The following is a 17,231-nucleotide window of genomic DNA, read 5'->3' on the forward strand; positions in this document are numbered from 1 at the left end:
CGAGCACTGGGCGGTGCGTGTTTTCCCGCGAGGGTGAAGGAAATCGGAGACAGCATGACGAACGGTCGATTGCGGATGGTCGGGATTCGGGCCTTGGCCCGAGTCGGAGCCCGGTTTCTGAGCGTAATCACGATTGTTCTCGTACTCGGCTTAACTCCCGCTGCCGCTCCTGCCGCTACCCCTCCGGTAGCCGTCTCAGCCGGCTCCTCCGCTTCAGCGAGCGTAGTTCGCACGGGTCTCGACGATTTTGTCTTCGATAGTTATGAGGCAGAATTCTTCCTTGATCGGGATTCTGACGGCCGGTCGACGTTACGCACGGTAGAAACGTTCGTCGCTATTTTTCCTGCCGATCAAAACCGTGGGATGCGCCGGGCTATCCCCAACTACTACAAGGGTGTCCCGGTCGACGTGCACAACATTTCCGTGACGGATGAGACGGGCACAGCACGGCCGTTCGACGTCGAGAATGATGACGAGTTCACTCTCGTCACGAGCGCCGCTACCTCTTTCGTGGAGGGGCCCAACACGTATATTTTTAGCTACGAGCAATCGAACGTCACAGCATTCGCCCCCGACACTAACGCCGACGAGTTTTACTGGGACACCAACGGCACCGGGTGGAATCAGCCCTTCGGCTCGGTTGAGGCCACCATTCACTTAGGTGAGGGGCTCAGCGACGCTCTGGTGGTGGAGCCCGATTGCTATTGGGGCATTGCGCGATCCACGCAACAGTGCGAGATCGCTGCCCGCGATGCCGATACGTACGTCGCGACGCATGAACTGCTGCAGAGAGGCCAGAATGTCACGGTCGCGTTTGGCTTTGAACCTGGCACGTTCGTCGAGCGTGACAGTTCCTATTTGGCCTCCCCGGCGGGATACGGGCAATCGGTTGGCTTTCTTGCTGCGCTGAGTGCCCTCATCTGGGCGATCCGTCTGCGACGTACCCAACTTGCGGATGCCGCTGGGCGTCCGACGATCATTGCTGAGTATGCGCCGCCGAAGGGAGTTTCGGTCGCTACCGCCGCTCTCGTGATCAATAAGCGCACACGAGTGGTTGCTGCTCAGATTCTGGATTTTGCTGTGCGTGGCACAGTGCGTGTGCTTGAGCAGGAGTCCAAGGGAATGTTCCGTACGCGAACGGAGTACCGGCTTGAACTCGTTGACCCTACGAGGGTCGAGGGGTACGAGTTAGAAATACTGCGGGCACTCTTCGGTAATTCCCTGCACCACGGAGCGATTCGGGAACTGAAAACAGCGGACTCCAAGCTCAGTCGCGCGCTTTACAAGATTGTGCAGAAACAGCATTCTGGACTGATCTCCGCGGGGTATCGACGAAAGGTGCCGGCCAATCGCTACCTCCCGTTGCTGGTGGCAGCACTCGCGGCCCTAGCCTCGATCGTTTTCGGAGCAGTGCTGATCACGGGCTCGTATGGATCGGCGTTTCCGTTCGTGGCGATCGTGTTCACGATGGGGGTTGCCTTCGCGTGCGTGTTCTTGCTGTTTCGGTCGCCGCTCACTCCGGAGGGGGCGGAGCTGCGGGATCATCTCGCGGGGCTTGAGCTGTATATCCGTTTGGCTGAGGCCGATCGATTGCGCATGTTGCAAAGTCCAGCGGGCGCCCTTCGGGAACACAACGAGGACACCGGCGCTGCCGATGTTCTCGCAGTGTACGAAAAGCTTCTTCCCTACGCCGTCATTTTTGGTCTCGAGAAGCAGTGGCTGACCGAGTTGAGTAACTACTACGCCGAGGAGCCGCCCGAATGGTATTCGGGCTCGGGAGCATTCAACGCAGCAGTCTTCGCATCGAGCATCTCGACGGTGTCTTCGTCGATCGCGAACTCGTACTCCGGCAGTGCGTCCAGCAGCTCCAGCGGTGGTTCCGGCGGTGGCGGGTCGTCAGGTGGCGGTGGCGGCGGCGGTGGAGGCGGCGGGGTCTAGAGCGCCGGGCGGCGAACTTAACTTCGTGCAGGCGGGTATATTCGAACGAGTGAGTGCAACGTATCCGAACCGCCCCCGACGCGTGGCACTACCCGCCGCCATTCTTGCCGTGCTTGTGCTGTTGGTGGGCGCCGGCGTCGTCGGAACCGAGATCTTTACGATCGTGCGCTATGTCGTGAGCATCCTCGCTCTTATCTGCGTTGTGCTCGTCTGGCAGGTTCGCCAGTGGTGGTGGGCCGTCGGGCTCATTCCCATTGCCATCCTGTGGAATCCGATTTTTCCCATCGAGATTGCTGACGTGCAACTACTGCAAGGGCTGCACTACACGGCGGCTCTCGTGTTCATCGCGGTCGGTGTGGGAGCACGCGTCACCGACTCCACAAGTCGAGGTTAATTCGCGCGGATAGCGCACTCTGGTGATTTTCTGCGTAGACTGATTCACGCATCCCTTGAGACCACCAATCGCATCGCAGTTGGGTCTGGCTCCCTTGAGTGGATGTTGTCACTCTATTGAAGTCCCTATCGTGGCAACGTCTATTCGTTCAACGGCTATGAGTCCTCGTACCCGCGACTGAGCCGCTCGCCTAGCGCCAGGAGAATAATTGACCACCTCGTCAAAGTCCGATTCCGCACAGCGCAACAAGCGACCCAAAAATTCGGGTCAGCGCCAAGCGGGCGGCGCTCAGCGTCGTCGTGCTCGTCCCGGTGATGACACCGGTGTGATCCCCGTGTTGGCCCGTGCCGCACGCGAGGTCGAAACTGCTGTGCAAAAAGGACCGCTGAAGCCCGCCAACCGTGCCCGCTTCCAAGTTGCGGCACTGCTGCTGCGCGAAGAACGTGCTCGAGTAAAGACGGATGCGACCCTCACTGACTCTGAGCGCGCGAATGAACAAAAGCGCCTCGATGGCCTCGCGGGCATTCTGGCTAAGACGGCCGCTCGGGATACGAGCCTGCTGTCGATGTTGGGGGAGTCAGCACCGATCACACCCGCAGCGAAGGCGCTGCGCCGTGACCTTCTGCTCGACGCCGGTGTCGAGTTGAGCCCCGATGAGCTGATCATCACCGAAGAACCCAAGCCCGTTGACAAGCAGGTCGAGAAGCAGGTTGTTCCCGCATCCGTTCGTCAAATGCAGATGGCGAACCCGTTCTTGGCCCCCGATTTCAGCGCGATTGCTCCGCAGAAGGAACACAGCAACCGGCTCGCTAACTGGGAACTCATTGATCCTCTCTTCCGTGCGTTTGAGCACGGCTCCGGCGGTGGAGCGGCATCGATGGAGTTGCCAGAGGCCGCATCGCTGCGCACCCGCGGAAATCTTGAACTCATGCGTCACCAGGCGCGATTCGTCGAGGTCGTCAAGCAGGGTCACCGCACCTTCTTGCTCGCCGATGAGCCAGGACTTGGCAAGACCGCGCAGGCGTTAATGGCAGCTGAAGCCTCTAACTCGTACCCGCTGCTTGTCGTGGTGCCGAACGTCGTGAAAACCAACTGGGAACGCGAAGTTGAACTCTGGACTCCGGGTCGCAGCGCGACGGTCGTGCACGGTGACGGCGACACGGTAGACGCGTTCAGCGACGTCGTGATCGTCAACTACGAAGTTCTCGACCGCCACGTCGGCTGGCTCGGCCGTTTCGGCTTCAAGGGCATGGTCGTCGACGAAGCCCACTTCATTAAGAACCTCAAATCTGAACGCTCCAAGCACGTTCTGAGCCTGTCGCAAAGCATCCGCGCCACCTACCCGAAAGCGCTCCTCATGGCGCTGACCGGAACACCGCTGATCAACTCGATCGAAGACTTCCGCGCTATCTGGCAATTCCTCGGTTGGATCGACGGCACCAAGCCGCTCGCGCCGCTCATGTCGAAGCTCGAAGACTCCGATCTCACGCCAGCCGATCCCGGGTTCTTCTCTGAAGCACGCCGTGCTGTTATCGATATGGGAATCGTGCGTCGCAAGAAGGTTGACGTCGCTGCCGACATTCCTGCCCGCCGCATCGCCGACATCCCGGTGGAGCTCGACGACGACCTCGGTCGCTCGATTCGGGCCGCAGAACAGGCTCTCACCGCCCGCCTTGTCGACCGGTTTACACGAGTACGCAAGCTCAAGCCCGACGTGGCTATCGAAGACCTCATTCGGGTTGTTGCTCACGCCGAACTCGAAGAGTCGAAGAGTGCAACCACCGGCGAGAACGTCTTCACGATGGTGCGCCGCATCGGTCAGGCCAAGGCAACGCTGGCCGCCGACTACACGGCGCAGCTCGCTCGCTCCGTGGGCAAGGTCGTCTTCTTCGCCAAGCACATCGATGTCATGGACACCGCAGAAGCACATTTCGCCAAGGTTGGCCTCAAGGCTGTGTCCATTCGTGGCGATCAGAGTGCCAAGGCGCGTCAGAACGCTATTGATTCGTTCGCCAATGATCCGGATGTCGCGATTGTGGTTGCGTCGCTCACCGCCGCTGGTGTCGGGCTCAACCTGCAGGCAGCATCCAACGTGGTGCTTGCCGAGTTGAGCTGGACCAACGCCGAGCAGACGCAGGCAATCGACCGCGTGCACCGCATCGGTCAGGAGCTTCCGGTCACCGCCTGGCGCATCATCGCCGCGCACACGATCGATGCTCGCATAGCCGAGCTGATCGACAGCAAAGCTGGCCTTGCCGCCCGCGCGCTCGACGGTTCTGACGAGGCTGTTGTGGCCGAGGCGAACATCCAATTGCAGGCTCTTTCAGCGCTCTTGCGAGACGCGATCAAAGACTAGCGGCACGTTAAGAAGTGGCTTTCTGGCCACGGCTCTTTCCTCCGGCACGACTCTGCGCGAGCGTACACTTGAGGCGTGATCACAACGCTTGTGCGTCGCGCCAAAAATCAATGGAGATGAGAAAAAGAGTTGAGCAACACCTCTGTGCAGAACACCGCCACCCGTATCGAATCCGATTCACTCGGCTCGCTTGAGGTCCCTGTTGATGCGTATTGGGGAGTGCACACGCTACGCGCGATGCAAAACTTTCCCATCACGCGTCGCGCTATCTCCGTTTACCCCGATCTTGTCCGCGCACTCGCTCATATCAAGCAGGCAGCAGCGCGCGCTAACGCCGAACTAGGCGTTCTCGAATCACGCAAGGCGCACGCTATCGACCAGGCCTGCCAAGAGATCCTCGATGGCTCTCTGCACGCAGAGTTCTGTGTCGGAGTGATCCAGGGCGGTGCCGGAACGTCGACCAATATGAACGCGAACGAAGTGATCGCGAACCGTGCCCTAGAAATTTTGGGACACAGCAAGGGCGAATACTCGTTCCTGCATCCCATTGATGACGTGAACCGCAGCCAGAGCACGAACGATGTGTACCCCACGGCGATCAAGCTTGCGATGGTCTTCGGCGTGCGGCGCCTGCTCGTGGAGCACGAGTTGCTCTCGGAGTCGTTCGGTGCCAAGGGACGCGAGTTTGTCAATATCCTCAAAATCGGTCGCACGCAGATGCAAGATGCCGTGCCGATGACGCTTGGTCAAGAGTTCACGGGGTTCTCCCACACGCTTGAAGAAGATTACGCGCGCCTCACCGAGGTCTTGCCGTTCATGAGCGAGATCAACATGGGCGCCACCGCGATCGGCACCGGTATCACCGCCGACTCTCGTTACGCCGAAGCGGTGCGCCGTCACCTCACCGAGGCCACCGGCATCGAGATGAAGACCGCGTTTGACCTCATCGAGGCCACAAGCGACGTCGGAATCTTCATGACCCTCAGTAGCGTTCTCAAGCGCTCTGCTGTCAAGCTCTCAAAAATCTGTAACGACCTTCGGCTGCTGTCGAGCGGTCCGCAGGCAGGTTTCGGCGAGATCAATTTGCCGGCCAAGCAGGCCGGGTCGTCGATTATGCCCGGCAAGGTCAACCCGGTTATCCCTGAGGTCGTCAACCAAGTTGCCTTCAGCGTGATTGGAGCGGATGCCACGGTCACGGCAGCCGCGGAAGCTGGCCAGTTGCAGCTCAACGCTTTCGAGCCGGTGATCGCTCACTCGATCCTGCAATCAGTGATGTGGATGACCAATGCCTGCCGTACGTTGCGGGAGAATTGCATCGATGGCATTACGGCCAATGAAGAGCGACTCGCGGCTCAGGTCGAGACGAGCGTCGGCGTCGTGACGGCGCTGACGCCCTACATCGGCTACGCGGCGGCAGCGAATCTTGCGCATACGGCTCTCACGACAAACGCGTCGATTGCGCAGCTCGTCGTCTCGTCGGGGCTCATGAAGGAAGAAGACGTGAAGCGTGTTCTCACGCCCGAGCGTCTCAGCGGAACTTCGCCGATGACCGCAGCGATCTCGCTGCCCTGGCTGGAAGAACAAAAGTAGCCACCCGGTAGACCAGAAAGACGCCCCAGCTTCTCACGAGAGGCTGGGGCGTCTTTGTGTGGTCAGGTCGCTCGTGAGCGATAACCGAGAACGGCGTGGGGCTTTACTTCTGGGTGGCCGGTTCGTCGTAGTCCTCATCGTCTTCGTCATCAAGTGGAGCGAGGGCTTCATCTCGCGCTTTTCCCGCGGTAATGAAAGCGCGGTCGATGGCTTCTTCGCCGCGTTCGCGAAGCTCTGCTAGTTCCTTATTAGCGTTCTCGCGAACGTCGTCAGCAGTTTCCGTGACGCGACCGACGGCACCGCGGGCGGTGTTCGACGCACGATCGGCGAGTCCCTTGGCGGATTCCTTGGCGTTGTCGGCAAGCTCTTTCGCCGATTCCTTCGCGTTCTCCGCCAGTTCCTTGGCTGACTTCTTCGCGTTCTCCGCGAGATCTTTGGCGGTGTCGCGCGTGTGCTCGGCAAATTCCCGAGTGTTCTCGGCGACATCCTTCGCCTTTTCGCTCACGAAACCGGGCGTCGCTTTGGCAACGGCGGTTGCTTTGTCACGCACGATGGGGCCCTGAGTGCGGGCATATTCTTCGACCGAAGTGCGCGCGCTCGACACTCGAGGGCTCTCCCACACTTGGGTGGCTTTGCCCTTCATTTGGTCGTAACGTTCGCGGCCCGCGCGGGCGCCAACAACGTATCCGACAGCGATACCGAAACCGAGGATGAAGAGTCTGGCGTTCATGACCCCAGCCTACGGTGACGTTGCCTTTCGCTCCACCTGCACGGGCCTCGATCGCCACAAGTGCATGCACGCGTAGCTTCGCCACGGCGCCCACCGGCGTGAGTATTCGGTGAGAGCCTTCGCGGTGTCGGGCAGCCCCAACTCCCCAGCACCTTGCCGAACAACGAGGTCGCTGCTGAGCATGATGTCGGAGTTGCCGAGCACACGCATCGCCATGTAGCCCGCGGTCCATGGGCCGATTCCGGGCATCGCCACCAACTTTGCTGTGAATTCGTTGACAGGGGTCGAGACGTCCAGGTCGAGGTCACCCGAGGCGATGGCTTCGGCGACCCCGAGGATGCTCGCAACGCGCGCGGCCGGACCCCGCAGAACCTGTGCTCCGGATGCTGCGAGCACGGCCGCGGAGGGGAACAGCCCGTCGCTGCCCAGTTCTTTCACGACGCGGGCATGCACCGTGCGGGCGGCAGCCACGGAAATCTGCTGGCCGATGAGCGTGCGGAAGAGGGTCTCTTCGGTGTCGACGCTGCCGGGGAGGCGCATTCCGGGAACACGTGCCACAGAGTCAGCCAGCGCCGGATCGCTGCTCAGCGCGCGATCGATAGCGAGCGAATCGGCGTCGAGGTCGAAAAGACGACGTACGCGGGCCACGAGCGGGGCTACATCCGAAATGGTGGCCAATTGGGCTGTGCAAAGGATGCCGTGGTCGCCGAGTTCTAGCCGCACTCGAGCGATGCCTCCCGGAAGCCGGATCGCGCGCTCAAGGCTGGTGTCGGTCGCGGTCTCGATGCCGGCAACGGCGTGGTTGGCAAAGAATGTCATGAGCCCGGCGCCGTCGAATGGGGCGCGAGTGGGCAATCGCAGGGTAAGCGCTGACGGTCGTTCGACGGCACCGTGGGGATGGGCTGCAGCCCCGCGGCGGGCAAGGGCGCGAAGTTGGCTCGGTGTGGTTTCGTACACCGCCTGAATGGTGTCGTTAAACTGACGGATGCTGGAAAACCCGGCAGCAAACGCAACGTCAGAAATACTGAGCTCTGTCGCGGCGAGCAAGGTGCGGGCGGCTTGGGCGCGGTGAGCGCGGGCGAGTGCGAGCGGACCGGCGCCGAGTTCGGCGGAGAGTACGCGTGTGAGGTGGCGACTTGTGTAGCCGAGACGTGTCGATAGCCCTTCTACGCCGTCGCGTTCGACAACACCGTCGGCGATGAGTCGCATAGCGCGCGAGGCAAGGTCGTCGTTGAGATTCCATTCGGGCGAGCCGGGAACGGCATCCGGTTGGCAGCGTTTGCAGGCGCGAAGTCCTGCTTCGTGGGCGGCGGCAGCGGTGCGGTAAAAACGCACATTGCGCGGTTTGGGGGCGACCGCAGGGCAACTGGGGCGGCAATAGATTCCGGTGGAGTGCACGCCAGCGATGAACTGACCGTCAAAGCGAGCATCCCGCGAACAAAGGGCGCGGTATTGCTCATCGAAGCTGAGCGTGGGGGAGGGCATGCCTTAACTGTGCCACCCCCAGCCACGCGCGACCAGCGGAAATCAGACATCACCACGGCACCGTTTCCCCTCGACTGCCCCCGGTGACCATGCGCAAGGGGAGCGTGAACGACTAAAGTCGCACCGTGGAATCTTCGTGGACAGCTCTTACCGTTGTGGCAGCACTGTGGCTTATTGCGTTCTCGGCGCAACTCGCTGACTACGCCACCGCCCGCTTCGATGACCTCCGCCTCGCGCGCGGAGTTCGCACCCGACTGCGTTTACATCCGGTCGCGTGGATCGTGCCGACGGCGGGGCTGGGGATTGTCGCGCTCACGATCGCGGCCGACTGGAGCACCCGACTGTTCTTTGCCGAGCCAGCGCAGGCACCCGCGGCCATCCTTATCGCGCTCAGCACGGTAGTGGTAGCGGTCACGATCGTGGCAATTATCGCGGTAGTCATCGTTCGGCCGCCCGCCGACAGCTACCGTCTTGTGCGCGACGAACTCATCGAGTCGGCGGGGCTGCGCATCCATCAAGACCAGGTTGACGAGTTTCGCGCTCGTGTTAACGCCATCGACAGCGCATCACGCGGTCGATTGAACACGGATGCCACCACCATCGCTGCGGCGCTGCAACTGAGCGTGCGCACCCCCTATCGCCTAATCGCCCCCGTTCTTGCTCTCGGACTGGTGGTTGCTTCGGCTAGTGAGGTTGCCGCGGAGTCCTCGCCGGGCTGGGCGGTCGTTGTCGCGGTGCTTGCTCTAATCGCGAGTTGCGTTATCGGCGTCATCGCGGCCCAAGCCTCGCTCGGTCTCAGAGCATCAGTGCGGTCGACTCACGATGTCTATCGAGGCGAGCTCATGGGCCTCATCGCGGATGCCGAGCGCTCGTCCAAGAAGCGCGTCGCCGGGCTCGGCGATCGCGTCACTCGCGCGCTTAGCATTCTGCGCGAGCAGCAAGAAGCAGAGTAGCGGCGACACGGCGGGGTGCCGCCCGCACGCTAGTCTCGTTGACATGACCGAGAGCCATTCTGCTTCTGCGACTCCCGATTTCACCGCATCTTCTGGACGATCAGCACCGCACCCGACGGCGGCCTCCGCCGAGATCGCCGATCAGGCGCGCCAACACCACTTGCCTCCGCATGTGCCTCAGCCTCGGGGACCAGGCCTGCTTATTCTGGGAATCTTGGGAGTCATTGCACTCTCGTTCGTTCTTCTCTTCGTTGTCGTCTACGTAATTTCGGGCATCGGGACTGATGCCTTCGCTATCGGGGGAGTGCTGGCCGTAGTCCCGCTTGCTGTCGTGTTTTTCGCGGTGCGCTGGATCGACCGTTGGGAGCCGGAGCCTCGGCTCGCCGTGGTGTTTGCCTTTCTCTGGGGCGCCGGCGTTGCGGTGTTGCTCGCACTCATCGTGGGAGCCGAGATCGACAACGTAATCAACTCTCTCGGAGGCCCCGGCCCCGGCTACGAATTCTTCTCGGCAGCGATTCAAGCGCCCATCGTTGAAGAAGCGGGCAAAGCGCTCGGCATTCTGGTGATCTTCTGGGTCGCGCGACGCCACTTCGATGGTCCGGTCGATGGCCTCGTGTACGCAGCGTGGATCGCGGGCGGTTTCGCTTTCACCGAGAACATTCTCTATTTCGGTTCCGAACTGCTCAGCGCTGGGGATAACAGCTCAGGCATCCTGCAGGTGTTCCTCATCCGCGGGCTCATGTCACCGTTTGCGCACGTCATGTTCACGGCCTGCACCGGTATCGCATTGGGCTTTGCCGTGCGATCGACAAGTAACGCCCGCAGCGTCGGCGTCTTTGCCGCAGGCCTCGGCCTCGCGATCGCGTTGCACGCCCTCTGGAATGGCGCCCTCTTCTTTGTGAGCGACTTCTTCGGTTACTACGCCATCGTGCAGGTGCCGCTCTTCGTGATCGCCATCATCATCGTGGTGTACCTGCGCCGCCAAGAAGAGCGCATGACTTTCGAGCGACTCACCGAATACGCGAATGCTGGCTGGTTCAATCAGGATGAGGTGCCGGTTCTCGCGACTTCCCAGGGACGTCGACGGGCCCTGACGTGGGCGGCGCAACACAACAAGCGCGCCACGATGAAGGTATACATCCAAGAGGCCACTCGGCTCGCTTTCGCTCGCCAACGCATCATCACCGGACGGGATCGGATCGGGGCAATCGCTGACGAAGCGGTATTGCTCGGTGCAATCATCGAAGCACGCCACGCGCTCACGGGTGCGCCGCGACCGTAAGGTTCTGATCGCTACGCCCAAACTCGACCTCGGCGGCGTTAGGTGAACATCCCGAGCACGAAAGGGATGCCCCACACTGCCGCGAAGAGCGCGACCATCACGAGCGTGGCTGCGGGGATGCCGGCCTTGAGACGTTGACCGCGGGGAGCCACGAGGTTGACGCTGTAGTCGCCGATTGTTTCATCGGCATAGCGACGTGATTGCCGCACAGTTTTTGTGCCCACGGTGTCAGCGATGCCGAGGAGGCGGCGGTGCTGGGCCGGATCTACAAGGTCAAATGGTTTTGGGGAGTACACCAATAGCCACTTGTCGACTACTTCCACGTCGTACGCTGCCACGTTGTCGATCAGCAGCGCCATAAGGTCGGGCGTGAAAATGTATAGAGCGTCACGTTCGTACTCGCGCGGGCAATAGAGGGTGAAGTGTGAATTGAAATCGCCCTCGAGCGTGAGGACCTGATTCTTCGCGAACGTCTGAGGGAGATTGCTCATGCCAAAGAATTGGTTATTGCGGGTGGCGTCGAGCACCATGTGGGGCAGGGCGCGGTCGAGTTCGAAGGCCAAAAATCCCCAGTCGTAGGTGCGACGGTTCTTCCCTGAGCCGGTGGTGTACTGGTAGTTTCCGTAGTCGAGCGCTCGGCCGCTTGCGCTGCGGAATCGATCACGAATCGACTGATTGCCGCCCTGTCCAAAAATCAGGCCGGGATACTCGGCGCCCAGATCTTTGGGTGAAAACGCTAGATCGTTGTCCTCGGCGAACTTATTCATCCGGTAGAACCGCTTCCACGGTCCGCCGTCTTTTCGCCATGCCCTCACCACGGTGAAGAGCGCGCCCGCGGCAACAGCAATGACGAGGCCGGCGATGATGAGCATCGGGGCGACCTGGGCGATGTTGCCTGTCTGCGCTGCGCTGCGAAAATCATGCGCAACGATCAGAGCGAATGGGACGCCGGCGAAGGAGATGAACGCAACGATGATGAAACCCACCATCAGCACTCTGCCCACAAGGTGCGCCTGCGAATAGCCGAATAGTCCGCGGCGGTTGGCTTTGAACTCTGCGACAGCGTGAGGGGTCACAGGATAGATCAACCCGGAATAGTCGATAGAGCGAAGCATCCGCCCATCGTAAGGGCTGGGGGATGGTTGCTGCAGTCTCCGTTTGGGGGTGATCAGCGCGGTCTCTACCCCTTAACAGACTCATCGCCCGCTGGTGCGGCACTGCCTGCGACCTAGAGGGCGATGAGTTTAACTGCTTTTAGATTGCCACTGAGTTTCGCTGAGCGCAAGAGTTAAGCGGCGAATTCATAGTCAAAAAGCGCGTACGATTGGAGGTCGCAATTTGGAGAGGACGGCTGATGTCATCGAGTGAGCTTGAACGCGAGCGGGACTATGTCCACGGCCTCTACCGGCGGCTCGACGCCCTGAGAGATGCGGCTCAGGAGCAACTCGAATCAGTGCGCCGGAGTGCGCCAGGTGGCACCCACCAGAACCGTTCAGAGCGCGACGCTTTCGCCCGCATCTACGAAGACCGAATCGGCCAGTTGCGCGAAATCGATGAGCGGCTCGCCTTCGGTCGCCTTGAACTCGAGATCGAGACCGAGACCGACGCGGAGAGCGACAGTGCTATTGAGCGCCCCGTGCGGTACATCGGCCGCATCGGATTGCGCGACGAGGATCAGCGCTCGCTCCTGCTCGACTGGCGGGTTCCTCAAGCGCGAGCTTTCTATCAGGCCACGGCCGCGACGCCACTGGGGGCGAGAGCCCGCCGGCACCTGCAAAGCAAAGGTCGAGATATCGTGCGCATCGACGACGAGATCTTTGACTCCCAACTCCTTGAAACCGATGCGGCATCCCTCCAGGGTGAAGCAGCCCTCATGGCAAGTCTCACGGCAGAGCGCACCGGACGCATGGGCGACATTGTCGCGACCATTCAGGCTGAGCAGGATGCGATCATCCGCTCCGAACTTCGCGGCGCGCTCGTCGTGCAGGGTGGACCCGGCACCGGAAAAACGGCCGTTGCGCTGCACCGCGCCGCTTTCTTGCTGTACTCGCACCGTGAACGCCTCTCGGCATCCGGAGTGCTCATCGTCGGACCGTCGCGCGCGTTCGTTCGTTACATCGAGGCCGTGCTGCCTTCGCTCGGCGAGACGGGGGTGGTCTTGGCGAGCCTGGGGCAGCTCTATCCGGGCGCCGATGCGCGCCATGATGATGATGCGGCAGTGGCCCAGTTGAAGGGCTCCCTCGAGATGGCGGCGCTCATCAAGCGTGCCGTTCGCTCGCGTCGGGTAGTTCCGACTGAGACGCAGCGCATAGAGATCAACGGTGAGATTCTGGATGTGCCTGCCGAGCTTCTGCGGTCAGCCATGCAGAAAGCGTGGGATTCCCACAAGCCGCACAACCTTGCACGAGTGATTTTCAATAAGGCGGCGATCGCAGGCATTAGTCGATTGCTCGCCGACCAGTTGCGGGCCCATGGCAACACGATCGACGACGCTGACCAGAAGTGGCTGCGCGAAGATATTCGCACCGCCCACGACGTCAAGGTTGCGCTCAATACTGCGTGGATGCCGTTGACGCCCCAGAAACTTATCAACGACCTCTATGCCCGACCTGGTTGGTTGAAGAGCCTCACGCCCCACTGGACGCCCGAGCAGCGCGAACTGTTGCGCCGCGAGCGAGACGCTGCATTCACCATCAGCGATGTTGCTTTGCTCGACGAAGCCGCCGAACTGCTCGGTGAAGTCGATGTGGCCCACACGGCGGCAGAGCACGAGCGCAAGCAGCAACGCAAACGCGACGTGGAGAACGCAACGGCCGCTATTCGCAACATGGGCGTTGACGGCATGATCGATGCGGAGACGCTGGCCGAGGGCTTCGAGGCAAGTGTTGAGCGATCAACGACGGCAGAGCTGGCATCCGCTGACCGGTCGTGGACCTACGGTCACATCGTGGTTGATGAGGCTCAAGAATTATCGCCGATGCAGTGGAAGCTGCTGGCACGTCGCAATCCGCTGAAGTCCTTCACGATTGTCGGCGATATCGCCCAGGCGAGTGCTGCTGCGGCTACCTCGAGTTGGGGAGCTGCGTTGTCGGCTGACGTCGGTGAGCACTGGCGTCTCGAAGAGCTCACGGTTAACTACCGCACACCATCCCAGATTGTTGCGGTTGCCGAGGCGGTGGCGGTTGCCCACAACGTGTCCATCACGCCATCGCGGGCGGTCCGTCACAGTGAATGGCCCGTGGCCGTCACCGTCACGACCCCGGAACAGCGAGGCGCACGAGTCAGCGCCGCTGTGACGGCAGATCGTGCTATTTCGAGCGACGGCACCATCGCCGTGATCGTTAGTGATTCTCTGACGGCCAGCATCGTAGATGCTCTGCAGCAGTCCTTCGCCGGCGAGGTTGGGGAGGGTGCCGCTGGGCTCAACAAGTCCATCGCGGTGCTAACGCCGCGCGAGTCGAAGGGGCTCGAGTTTGACTCTGTGATTGTGGTCGAGCCACAACGCATCGTCGAAGAGATTTCTCGCGGTGCTGCGGCGCTGTATGTCGCCATGACGCGGCCAACTCAACGCCTCGCCATCGTCGCGGCCGAGGGGCTTCCGGAAGGTATTCCCGAACCGTCATAGAGGGTGGTCAGAGTAGTTGACCCCCACTCGGGTATGCCCAATAGTGGGGGTTTCGGCAGATTCACAGGTTCGGCAGTATGTATCTAGAAGTTATTCCTCGGGGGAGGAACCTTCACTCGGGAGCGATTCTTCGCCACGAGTCGGGCCGGAGGCGGGGGAGCCTCCGGCCCAACGTATTTCTGCATGCTTTTCTACGCATGTGAGAGTTGGAGGTCTGCGTGCCGCAGAATCATGATCTTCGCGGCCGGATCGCCGGACAGTCAGCCATGGCCGCCGTCGTAGAGGCGCAATCTCGTCGTGCGCCTCGACGTGCTGTGGCGCGCTTGTTTGGTGTCTCACCGCTGACGAAGCAAAGCCGCGCTCAGTATCGTGGGGCAGTCGGGGAGCTTCTCGTCGGTTCCATCCTTGATCGGCTTGGGCACAGCTGGGACGTACTCCACGGAGTTCCACTCGGTGACACCTCGCTCGACCACTTTGCTGTCGGGCGTGCGGGCGTCTTCGCCGTGACTGTCGTGAACTGTCAGGGCGACGATGTTGCCGTGAACGGCGACGAGCTGATCGTCGCGCGAAGCGTGAGCACAGCCATCGTTACCGCTCGGACTGCCGCTCGTGCAGTCGCTGCGGCGCTCACGACGGCGCTGGGGCGCGATGTCGACGTCATTGCGGTGCTTGTCATGGTCGAGCCGGTGAAAGTTTCGATGCTCGCGATTCCGGCTGACGTTCAGATCCTCACCTCGATGCAGCTTGAGCAATGGCTTGCGAGTGCGCCGGCACTATTCACGGGGGAAGAGGTCGCCACGCTCTCCACTGCGGCTGAAGCAAGCACAACGTGGCCGCACCCGCAGCAGGCGGCGCAGAAGTCACGCAACCTGACGCGCGCTTTTGTGCGCATCCATCATGATGTTCGCGCCGCGAGCCTCCGAAGCTTCTTCTGGATCGTCACGGCGCTCATCGTCACCTTCCTTTCAGTGTGGGTTCTTGTCTCTGTCTTAACCGAGCTTGTGGTGACCTCCTAGCGCGTCGAGCACTTTCCGAGCGTACATAGGGCACGATTAGTGGATGTTTCGGCGTCATCCTTATCTGAGCGCTGCCACGTTCAGCTATCTCGCCGTTGTGGCGTGGTTGACGTTGAGCCCGCAGGCCCCCGACCAACGCGATGGTCCGCTCTGGCAGCTCGCTGTTTTTCTTGACCGTTTTTCGGCGACCCAGTGGCTCACCTTCAATGATCTTGAATTCGTTGCGAACATCGCGTTGTTTGTTCCGCTCGGACTTTTCTTCGTGCTCTTGGTGGGAAAGCGGCGCTGGTGGCTCGCTCTCGCCCTGGCTGTCGTTTTGACCTCGGGAATCGAGTGGGTTCAGCAGTTCATTCCCTCTCGCGTATCTGATGTGCGCGATATTGTGTCGAATTCGCTTGGCGCCACGATCGGCGTGGTGGTGACACTGAGTGTGGCCGCGGCTCGGGAGCGCGCTCGCCGTCGTCACCGTGAACACAATTACGATAATTATTCACAAAAACGGTGATTCGCTCTACGCTGTGAAAGTGATCAACTTCCGATGGTTTGGCATTTATGGCGCGGTCGCGCTTGTTCACGTCGTCAGCCTCCTGGGGGGCTGGGATGCAATAGCCACTCCCAGTAAACTCCTCTTGATGCCCGCTCTCGGGGTTGCGGTCGTTCTCGCGAGTGCTCGTCCATTTCGGCGCCCCGACTACGGGTTCCTGGCAGCGCTCGCTCTGGCCTGGATCGGCGATATTTTTGTGGCGGATGCCGCGAGCTCAAGCTTCATCATCGGACTTGCCGCTTTTCTCGCTGCCCACGCTGTGTACCTCGCACTGTTCCTGACGGCCGTGCGCTCTCGTCGGATTCCGTGGGGCACCGCCGTGCTCGTCGTGTGGTGGGTGGGGCTGCTCGTCATCCTGCGCGACGATCTCGGGCTGTTCTTCGTGCCGCTCGCGGCCTACGGAGCGGTGCTGGCTGCCTCCACGGCGTCGGCATTCGCGACGAACCGGCTCATCGCATCCGGAGCCGTATTATTTTTGGCCTCTGACACCGCGCTGGCATGGGCTCTTTTCGCGCCGACCGCAGCGTGGTGGCAGTCGGATGCCGTCATCATGGCGCTCTATACGGGAGGCCAGTTGTCGATCGCGATTGGCTTTGTCGCGGCACGAAGGGCCTCGCGGAAGACTGCTAGCGTATCCGGGTGACTCCCGAGCCCTCTGAACCCTCCGTGAACCGACGCGTCGCCGTCGTCCCTGTGGTTATCGGGGTTGTTGTGCTGGTGGTCTTTGCGGTTGTCCTCACCGTGGTTATTACGTTGGCTGCGGCATCGTCGTCTGAAGCTCCAGTGACACCGATTGCCGCTTCGCCGTCGTCCTCCCAGCCAATCGAATCGGAGGCGCCGGAGCCAGGGTCGACCGTCGTCGACCCTGCGGGGGTATCGAGCGGCAACGAGTGCGTGGATTTCACAAACGAAGTCGAGTCGCTCGATATCGAGTCAGCGCGGGTAGCGCAGTCGGAGCGCGACGATGTCGCGATCGAGATCACTCTCGCGTCGCCGATTGATCAGGATTCATCGCAACTCGGTATCTATGCCGAGACAGCAGACGGCGATCGCGCCTACCAATTCATGGCCGAGCTCGACGATGGCGAGGTCGACGAGGTCTCGGCGTACGAGCTGTCCCGAGACGACAGCGACAGGCTAGATGCTGACGACGCCCAAGTGAATGGGTCCACCGTTCGCTTTCTCATTCCCCGTTCGATCGGCAAGAAGCTCGGCGACGACTGGTCATGGTTCGCGTTTAGTGCCGCCAATGAATCGACAGTGGACACGTGCCCAGGAACACCGGATGCGCCGGAGTACTTGATCGTCGAACGCTAGC

The 17,231-nt window shown here is 61.2% G+C and carries 14 protein-coding genes; 11 read left to right on the forward strand and 3 right to left on the reverse strand.

All coding sequences use genetic code 11. From position 1 onward, the window contains the following. Nucleotides 1–54: 54 nt before the first annotated feature. From I6E74_RS13815 to I6E74_RS13830, 4 genes are all read left to right on the forward strand, one after another. Nucleotides 55–1,938: a DUF2207 domain-containing protein gene (locus tag I6E74_RS13815; protein ID WP_231605075.1), complete on the forward strand. Its 1,884-nt coding sequence runs from the start codon at nucleotides 55–57 to the stop codon at nucleotides 1,936–1,938. A 49-nt stretch (nucleotides 1,939–1,987) separates the two neighbouring features. Then, a complete protein-coding gene (locus tag I6E74_RS13820; RefSeq protein WP_307784488.1) occupies nucleotides 1,988–2,332 on the forward strand; it encodes a DUF6804 family protein in 345 nt (114 codons plus the stop codon). Between the two features lie 208 nt (nucleotides 2,333–2,540). Next, nucleotides 2,541–4,688: a DEAD/DEAH box helicase gene (locus tag I6E74_RS13825; protein WP_197126677.1), complete on the forward strand. Its 2,148-nt coding sequence runs from the start codon at nucleotides 2,541–2,543 to the stop codon at nucleotides 4,686–4,688. Between the two features lie 129 nt (nucleotides 4,689–4,817). After that, nucleotides 4,818–6,278, forward strand: a complete 1,461-nt coding sequence (locus I6E74_RS13830; RefSeq protein WP_197126678.1) for an aspartate ammonia-lyase — start codon at nucleotides 4,818–4,820, stop codon at nucleotides 6,276–6,278. A 103-nt stretch (nucleotides 6,279–6,381) separates the two neighbouring features. On the opposite strand, the gene I6E74_RS13835 is transcribed toward I6E74_RS13830, so the two are convergent. Both I6E74_RS13835 and I6E74_RS13840 read right to left on the reverse strand, forming a co-directional pair. Beyond that, nucleotides 6,382–7,008, reverse strand: a complete 627-nt coding sequence (locus I6E74_RS13835; RefSeq protein WP_197126679.1) for a protoporphyrinogen oxidase — start codon at nucleotides 7,006–7,008, stop codon at nucleotides 6,382–6,384. Nucleotides 7,009–7,017: 9 nt separating this feature from the next. Then, entirely contained in the window at nucleotides 7,018–8,493 is a 1,476-nt protein-coding gene (locus I6E74_RS13840) for an AlkA N-terminal domain-containing protein (RefSeq protein WP_197126680.1), read from the reverse strand. A 125-nt stretch (nucleotides 8,494–8,618) separates the two neighbouring features. Between I6E74_RS13840 and I6E74_RS13845 the strand changes: the two genes are divergently transcribed. Then, a complete protein-coding gene (locus I6E74_RS13845) occupies nucleotides 8,619–9,446 on the forward strand; it encodes a hypothetical protein (protein WP_197126681.1) in 828 nt (275 codons plus the stop codon). A 43-nt stretch (nucleotides 9,447–9,489) separates the two neighbouring features. Next, on the forward strand, nucleotides 9,490–10,728 hold the full coding sequence (locus I6E74_RS13850; protein WP_197126682.1) for a PrsW family intramembrane metalloprotease: 1,239 nt from the start codon (nucleotides 9,490–9,492) through the stop codon (nucleotides 10,726–10,728). A 38-nt stretch (nucleotides 10,729–10,766) separates the two neighbouring features. On the opposite strand, the gene I6E74_RS13855 is transcribed toward I6E74_RS13850, so the two are convergent. Then, complete coding sequence (locus I6E74_RS13855; RefSeq protein WP_197126683.1) at nucleotides 10,767–11,843, reverse strand: hypothetical protein; 1,077 nt, start codon at nucleotides 11,841–11,843, stop codon at nucleotides 10,767–10,769. Nucleotides 11,844–12,082: 239 nt separating this feature from the next. Between I6E74_RS13855 and I6E74_RS13860 the strand changes: the two genes are divergently transcribed. From I6E74_RS13860 to I6E74_RS13880, 5 genes are all read left to right on the forward strand, one after another. Further along, on the forward strand, nucleotides 12,083–14,353 hold the full coding sequence (locus I6E74_RS13860; protein WP_197126684.1) for a UvrD-helicase domain-containing protein: 2,271 nt from the start codon (nucleotides 12,083–12,085) through the stop codon (nucleotides 14,351–14,353). A 218-nt stretch (nucleotides 14,354–14,571) separates the two neighbouring features. Next, nucleotides 14,572–15,369 carry a nuclease-related domain-containing protein gene (locus I6E74_RS13865; protein ID WP_307784489.1) on the forward strand — a complete coding sequence of 266 codons (798 nt, stop codon included), beginning with the start codon at nucleotides 14,572–14,574 and terminating at the stop codon, nucleotides 15,367–15,369. Nucleotides 15,370–15,412: 43 nt separating this feature from the next. Next, a complete protein-coding gene (locus I6E74_RS13870; protein WP_197126685.1) occupies nucleotides 15,413–15,874 on the forward strand; it encodes a VanZ family protein in 462 nt (153 codons plus the stop codon). 19 nt (nucleotides 15,875–15,893) lie between these two features. Next, entirely contained in the window at nucleotides 15,894–16,556 is a 663-nt protein-coding gene (locus tag I6E74_RS13875; protein WP_197126686.1) for a lysoplasmalogenase family protein, read from the forward strand. Continuing rightward, nucleotides 16,553–17,230 (forward strand): hypothetical protein, encoded by a 678-nt coding sequence (locus I6E74_RS13880; protein ID WP_197126687.1) that lies wholly within the window; start codon nucleotides 16,553–16,555, stop codon nucleotides 17,228–17,230. Before I6E74_RS13875 ends, I6E74_RS13880 begins: the two co-directional genes overlap by 4 nt. Nucleotide 17,231 lies beyond the last annotated feature (1 nt).

Origin of the sequence: Salinibacterium sp. SWN139, assembly GCF_015864625.1 — a bacterium.
Taxonomy (GTDB): Bacteria; Actinomycetota; Actinomycetes; order Actinomycetales; family Microbacteriaceae; genus Rhodoglobus.